A 6,070-nucleotide genomic window follows, 5' to 3' on the forward strand; every position below is an offset into this window, starting at 1 on the left:
CAGCCCCCGTCGCACAGTCCGCCCGGACCCCGCGGACTGTCAGGGAGCGTCCAAGCGTCAGTGCGTCACTGGGCCGGGGCCTTCGCCCGTAGCACCGTGAGGAATTCGCGCATCCAGCTCGCGTGGTCCTGCCAGGAGCGGGCCGAGACCAGGGTGCCGTCGACGACCGTCTCCGCGTCCTGGAACGTGGCGCCTGCCGCCTGCATGTCCGGTTCGAGCGCCGGGTACGCCGTCACGCGGCGGCCGCGCAGGCCGTCGATCGCGGCGGTCAGGAGCGGGCCGTGGCAGATCTGGGCGACGGGCTTGTCGGTGTCGAAGAAGGATTTGACGATCTTGCGCAGTTCGCCGTCGCCGCGCAGGTACTCCGGGGCCCGGCCGCCGGGGACGACGAGGGCCGCGTACTGTCCGGGGTCGACCTCCGAGAAGGCCAGATCGGCCGGGTAGGTGTAGCCCGGCTTCTCCGTGTACGTGTCGAAGCCCGGCTCGAAGTCGTGGACCACGAAGCGCAGCCGTTTGCGGGCCGGGGCCGCGATGTGCACCTCGTAGCCCTCCTCGCACAGCCGCTGGTACGGGTAGAGGACCTCCAGCGACTCCGCCGCGTCGCCGGTCACGATCAGGATTTTGGGTGCCATTGGTCACACGCTCCCCTCGACGGGCCGGTATCCGCCGTCGTGCCCAACGTGCCGCCGCCCCGCAGTCCTGGCAAGAGGGCGGGTTCGGACGGGGTTCTGTGCAGAGTGTCAAAGTTCGACCGCTCGTTTTGTACACATGCAGCTCATGACGGGTCCCCCCTGGGGAGCGATAGCCTTGTCCCGTGATCAGCGCGATATCTCGCGGGGGCATCGTCGCCCCCAGCCCGCGCCGGGGACACACGAGCCGCCACAGCGACCGTGCCCGGCGCTCAGCCGCTGATCATTTCCGGCGGATGGCCAGTTCGTTGAAAATGGCGCATTACCGTCCGCTCTTCTCTCATTCCGGCATAACGTCGAGCCAGACCGGACACCCCGCGTCGCGGCGTTACGTCGAGCGATTCATGATCGTCACGTCTACGTCACGCAATGGCGCGCGACAGGAGCCAGAGGACAATGCAGACCAAGCTGGACGAAGCCAAGGCCGAGCTGCTCGCACGGGCCGCCCGGGTAGCTGAGAACAGCCCGGTAGGGGGGCACCTACCGACTGGGGCGACGGACAAGGGCTCACCCGGCCCCCTGGACCACGAGACCGTGCTCGCGTTCCTCCAGCGCTACTACCTGCACACGGCACCCGAGGACCTCGGCGACCGCGACCCGGTCGACATCTTCGGAGCCGCGTACTCGCACTACCGGCTCGCGCAGAACCGGCCGCAGGGCACCGCGAACGTCAAGGTCCACACGCCGACCGTCGAGGAGAACGGCTGGACCTGCAGCCACTCCGTGGTCGAGGTGGTCACGGACGACATGCCGTTCCTCGTGGACTCCGTCACGAACGAGCTGTCCCGGCAGGGCCGCGGCATCCACGTCGTCATCCACCCGCAGGTCGTCGTGCGCCGTGACGTCACCGGCAGGCTCCAGGAAGTGCTGCCGGCCGGCACCACCGCCGAGGGCCACGACGTGCTCACCGAGTCGTGGATCCACGTCGAGATGGACCGCGAGACCGACCGCGCCGACCTCAAGCAGATCACCGCCGACCTGCTGCGCGTCCTGTCCGACGTGCGGGAGTGCGTCGAGGACTGGGAGAAGATGCGCGACGCGGCGCTGCGCATCGCCGACGAGCTGCCGACCGAGCCCACCGCGGGCGACCTGGACGACCAGGAGGTCGGCGAGGCCCGCGAGCTGCTGCGCTGGCTGGCCGCCGACCACTTCACGTTCCTGGGTTTCCGCGAGTACACCCTCACCGACGAGGACTCCCTGGCCGCCGTGCCCGGCACCGGACTCGGCATCCTGCGCGCCGACCCGCACCACGAGAGCGAGGACCACCACCCGGTCTCGCCCTCCTTCAACCGGCTCCCGGCCGACGCCCGCGCCAAGGCCCGCGAGCACCGCCTCCTGGTGCTGACCAAGGCCAACAGCCGCGCCACCGTGCACCGGCCCAGCTACCTCGACTACGTAGGCGTGAAGAAGTTCGACGCCGACGGCAATGTCGTCGGCGAGCGGCGCTTCCTCGGGCTGTTCTCCTCCGCCGCGTACACCGAGTCCGTGCGCCGTGTCCCCGTCATCCGCCGCAAGGTCGCCGAGGTCCTCAAGGGCGCCGGCTTCACGCCCGCCAGCCATGACGGCCGCGACCTGATGCAGATCATGGAGACGTACCCGCGCGACGAGCTGTTCCAGACCCCGGCCGACGAGCTGCGGGCCATCGTCACCTCGGTGCTGTACCTCCAGGAGCGCCGCCGGCTCCGCCTCTACCTGCGCAAGGACGAGTACGGGCGCTACTACTCGGCGCTCGTCTACCTGCCGCGCGACCGCTACACCACCGGTGTGCGCCTGCGGATCATCGACATCCTCAAGGAAGAACTCGGCGGCACGAACGTCGACTTCACCGCCTGGAACACCGAGTCGATCCTCTCCCGGCTGCACTTCGTCGTCCGCGTCCCGCCGGGCACCGAGCTGCCGCAGCTCTCCGACGCCGACAAGGACCGCATCGAGGCCCGGCTCGTGGAGGCCGCCCGCTCCTGGGCCGACGGCTTCGGCGAGGCGCTGAACGCCGAGTGCGGCGAGGAGCGCGCCGCCGAACTGCTGCGCCGCTACGGCGGTTCGTTCCCCGAGGGGTACAAGGCGGACCACTCGCCGCGCGCGGCCGTCGCCGACCTGGTCCACCTGGAGCAGCTCAAGCACGGCGGCAAGGACTTCGCGCTCTCCCTGTACGAGCCGGTGGGCGCGGCGCCCGGCGAGCGCCGCTTCAAGATCTACCGGACCGGTGCGCCCGTCTCGCTCTCCGCCGTCCTGCCGGTGCTCCAGCGCCTGGGCGTGGAGGTCACCGACGAGCGCCCCTACGAGCTGCGCTGCAGTGACCGTACGACCGCGTGGATCTACGACTTCGGCCTGCGCCTGCCCAAGCCGGCCAACGGCAACGGGGACGACCTCGGGGCCGACGGCCGTGAGCGGTTCCAGGAGGCGTTCGCCGCGACCTGGACCGGGCTCGCCGAGAACGACGGCTTCAACTCCCTCGTCCTGCGCGCCGGTCTCAACTGGCGGCAGGCGATGGTGCTGCGCGCGTACGCCAAGTACCTGCGCCAGGCCGGCTCCACGTTCAGCCAGGACTACATGGAGGACACCCTCCACAACAACGTCCACACCACCCGGCTGCTCGTCTCCCTCTTCGAGGCGCGGATGTCGCCGGAGCGCCAGCGGGCCGGGACCGAGCTGATCGACGGGCTGCTCGAAGAGGTCGACGGCGCCCTCGACCAGGTCGCCTCGCTCGACGAGGACCGGATCCTGCGCTCCTTCCTCACCGTCATCAAGGCGACGCTGCGCACGAACTTCTTCCAGGAGGCGGGCGGCGGGCAGCCGCACGCGTACGTCTCCATGAAGTTCGACCCGCAGGCCATCCCGGACCTGCCGGCGCCGCGGCCCGCGTACGAGATCTGGGTGTACTCGCCCCGCGTCGAGGGCGTGCACCTGCGCTTCGGCAAGGTCGCACGCGGTGGCCTGCGCTGGTCCGACCGGCGTGAGGACTTCCGGACCGAGATCCTCGGCCTGGTCAAGGCGCAGATGGTGAAGAACACCGTCATCGTGCCGGTCGGTGCGAAGGGCGGCTTCGTCGCCAAGCAGCTGCCCGACCCGAGCGTCGACCGGGACGCGTGGATGGCCGAGGGCATCCGCAGCTACAAGACGTTCATCTCGGCGCTGCTCGACATCACCGACAACCTGGTGGGCGGCGAGGTCGTCCCGCCGAACGACGTGGTGCGCCACGACGAGGACGACACGTATCTCGTGGTCGCGGCCGACAAGGGCACGGCGACGTTCTCCGACATCGCCAACGAGGTCGCGGGCAGTTACAACTTCTGGCTGGGCGACGCGTTCGCCTCCGGCGGCTCCGCCGGATACGACCACAAGGCCATGGGCATCACCGCGCGCGGCGCCTGGGAGTCCGTCGAGCGGCACTTCCGCGAGCTGGGTGTCGACACGCAGTCCGAGGACTTCACGGTCGTGGGTGTCGGCGACATGAGTGGTGATGTCTTCGGCAACGGCATGCTGCTCAGCGAGCACATCCGGCTCGTCGCCGCCTTCGACCACCGGCACATCTTCATCGACCCGAAGCCGGTCGCGGAGACGTCGTACGCCGAGCGGCGCCGCATGTTCGAGCTGCCGCGCTCGTCCTGGGCCGACTACGACAAGGCGCTGATCTCGCAGGGCGGCGGCATCTTCCCGCGCTCCGCCAAGGCGATCCAGCTCAACAACCACATCCGCGAGGCCCTCGGCATCGAGTCCCGGCAGGCGAAGATGACGCCGGCCGAGCTGATGAAGGCCATCCTCCAGGCCCCCGTCGACCTGCTGTGGAACGGCGGCATCGGCACGTACGTGAAGTCCTCGGCGGAGTCGAACGCGGACGTCGGCGACAAGGCCAACGACTCCATCCGCGTCGACGGCCAGGACGTGCGCGCCCAGGTCATCGGCGAGGGCGGCAACCTCGGCGCGACCCAGCTGGGCCGTATCGAGTTCGCCAGGACCGGCGGCAAGGTCAACACCGACGCCATCGACAACAGCGCGGGTGTGAACACCTCCGACGTCGAGGTCAACATCAAGGTCCTGCTCAACGGCCTGGTGTCGGACGGCGACCTGACGGTGAAGCAGCGCAACAAGCTGCTCGCGGCGATGACCGACGAGGTCGGGCACCTGGTGCTGCGCAACAACTACGCGCAGAACGTGGCGCTCTCCAACGCCGTCGCCCAGTCGCCGTCCCTGCTCCACGCCCACCAGCGGTTCATGCGCCGGCTCGGCAAGCAGGGCCACCTCGACCGCTCGCTGGAGTTCCTGCCCAACGACCGGCAGATCAAGGAGCTCCTCAACTCGGGTCGCGGGCTCAGCCAGCCCGAGCTGGCCGTGCTCCTCGCCTACACGAAGATCACCGCGGCCGAGGAGCTCATCCACACGACCCTGCCCGACGACGCGTACCTGCGCCGGCTGCTGCACGCCTACTTCCCGCAGGCGCTGCGCGACAAGTACGCCGACGCGATCGACGCGCACGCGCTGCGCCGCGAGATCATCACGACGGTCCTGGTCAACGACACGGTGAACACGGGCGGTTCGACGTTCCTGCACCGGCTGCGCGAGGAGACCGGGGCGTCCCTGGAGGAGATCGTGCGGGCGCAGCTCGCCGCGCGGGAGATCTTCGGGCTCAGCGAGGTGTGGGACGCGGTGGAGGCGCTCGACAACGTCGTCGCCGCCGACGTCCAGACCCGGATCCGGCTGCACTCGCGCCGGCTCGTCGAGCGCGGCACGCGGTGGCTGCTCAACAACCGCCCGCAGCCGCTTCAGCTGGCGGAGACGATCTCCTCCTTCAGGGACGGCGTCGCCGAGGTGTGGACCGCCATGCCGAAGATGCTCAAGGGCCCGGACGCCGAGTGGTACCAGTCGATCTGCGACGAGCTGACCGGTGCCGGGGTGCCGGAGGAGCTGGCCGGGCGGGTCGCCGGGTTCTCGTCCGCGTTCCCGACGCTCGACATCGTGCAGATCGCCGACCGCATGGGCAAGGACGCGCTGGCCGTCGCCGAGGTGTACTACGACCTCGCCGACCGCCTTGCCATCACCCAGCTGATGGACCGCATCATCGAGCTGCCGCGGGCCGACCGCTGGCAGTCGATGGCCCGCGCGTCGATCCGCGAGGACCTGTACGCGGCGCACGCCGCCCTGACGGCCGACGTGCTGGCCGCGGGGAACGGGGAGTCGACGCCCGAGCAGCGGTTCAAGGCGTGGGAGGAGAAGAACGCGCCGATCCTGGGCCGGGCGCGCTCGACCCTGGAGGAGATCCAGGGCTCGGACGCCTTCGACCTGGCGAACCTGTCGGTGGCGATGCGGACCATGCGGACGCTGCTGCGCACGCATTCGTGAGCCTTGGCTGAAGGTACGTTTCCGGGGGCGCCCCGGGCCGGTGC

Annotated in this window: 2 protein-coding genes; one reads left to right on the forward strand and one right to left on the reverse strand. The window is 69.9% G+C overall.

The genetic code is table 11. From position 1 onward, the window contains the following. Positions 1 to 65: 65 nt before the first annotated feature. Positions 66 to 632 (reverse strand): DJ-1/PfpI family protein, encoded by a 567-nt coding sequence (locus ABD366_RS28045; RefSeq protein WP_324774365.1) that lies wholly within the window; start codon positions 630 to 632, stop codon positions 66 to 68. A 453-nt stretch (positions 633 to 1,085) separates the two neighbouring features. Between ABD366_RS28045 and ABD366_RS28050 the strand changes: the two genes are divergently transcribed. Beyond that, positions 1,086 to 6,026: an NAD-glutamate dehydrogenase gene (locus tag ABD366_RS28050; protein ID WP_324774363.1), complete on the forward strand. Its 4,941-nt coding sequence runs from the start codon at positions 1,086 to 1,088 to the stop codon at positions 6,024 to 6,026. The last annotated feature ends 44 nt before the right edge of the window (positions 6,027 to 6,070 follow it).

Origin of the sequence: Streptomyces kunmingensis (assembly GCF_039533535.1) — a bacterium.
Classification (GTDB): Bacteria; Actinomycetota; Actinomycetes; order Streptomycetales; family Streptomycetaceae; genus Streptomyces; species Streptomyces kunmingensis.

Excerpts from the sequence above, each read along its gene's own strand:
- ABD366_RS28050 (WP_324774363.1), top strand. The coding sequence starts at position 1,086 with ATGCAGACCAAGCTGGACGAAGCCAAGGCCGAGCTGCTCGCACGGGCC.
- ABD366_RS28045 (WP_324774365.1), bottom strand. The coding sequence starts at position 632 with ATGGCACCCAAAATCCTGATCGTGACCGGCGACGCGGCGGAGTCGCTG.